Consider the following 1,044-nt stretch of genomic DNA (forward strand, 5'->3'; position numbering starts at 1 on the left):
CTGCTGTGCGTGATGCTCGCGCCGGTGATCGTGCTCGGTTCGTTCCTCACATCGCGACCGCAATACGCCGGTGTCGGCCTCGGCTTGCTGATCTTTTTCAGTACCGGTTCGGTGCCGGACAACCTCACGGTCTACAACCCTTACGCCTTCATCAACGACTACATCGCCATGGTGCTCGGCATGCTGGTGTGCGCGGCGGCCGGGGCGATCATCCTGCCGCCGAACAGTCGCTGGTTGTGGCGCCGGCTCGAGCAGGATCTGCGCGGGCAAGTGGTGTATGCGATCAGCGGCAAGCTCAAGGGATTGGCCTCGAGTTTTGAAAGCCGCACGCGGGACTTGTTGCATCAAGCTTATGGCTTGGCGGCGGGGCAACCGCAAGTACAGCGAGACTTGCTGCGCTGGATGTTTGTGGTGCTGGAAGTCGGCCACGCGATCATCGAGTTGCGCAAGGAACAGGCGATTCTGCCAGTGCATCCGGCCTATGCCGAATCGCGACCGTGGCGCCAGGCCATCCGCGTCATGGGCCGTTCGCTGGTGCGGCTGTTTCTGCAACCGAGCCAGAGCAATCTGGAGCGCAGCCTGATCGCGGTCGACCATGCAATCAGCCGCGTGCAAGCCACCGACGAACCTTTTGCGCCGCACTTCGACACCTCGGCCTTGCGCCGGGTGAAGAGCTACCTGCACTTCATTCGTACCTCATTGCTGGACCCGCAATCGCCGCTCGCCGCCTATACCCCAACCGAACCTCAAGGAATTGAACATGCCTCGTGAAATCGCCTTCCACGGCGTTTACATGCCGACCATGACCCTGATGTTTTTTATCGCGGCGGCGCTGGCCTGGGCGCTGGACCGGTTTCTGTCCGGGTTCGATCTGTACCGCTTCTTCTGGCACCCGGCGCTGCTGCGCCTGAGCCTTTTTACCTGCCTGTTCGGCGCCCTGGCGCTGACCGTTTACCGTTGACTCTCTATCTCTGAAGAAGGCCCTGATGAAAAAGCTTTTCAGCCTGCTGGCCACCCTGTTGGTGCTGGCCCTTGCCATATGGA

Annotated in this window: 2 protein-coding genes; both read left to right on the top strand. The window is 61.0% G+C overall.

The genetic code is table 11. The features are described from left to right. A partial coding sequence (locus tag AC1DRJ_RS29240; RefSeq protein WP_477805193.1) for an FUSC family protein occupies window positions 1–771 on the top strand: 771 nt, incomplete at its 5' end. Continuing rightward, window positions 761–961 (top strand): DUF1656 domain-containing protein, encoded by a 201-nt coding sequence (locus AC1DRJ_RS29245; protein WP_007896379.1) that lies wholly within the window; start codon window positions 761–763, stop codon window positions 959–961. The genes AC1DRJ_RS29240 and AC1DRJ_RS29245, both read left to right, overlap by 11 nt. Window positions 962–1,044: the final 83 nt, after the last annotated feature.

The organism is Pseudomonas sp. P5_B2, from assembly GCF_056400445.1.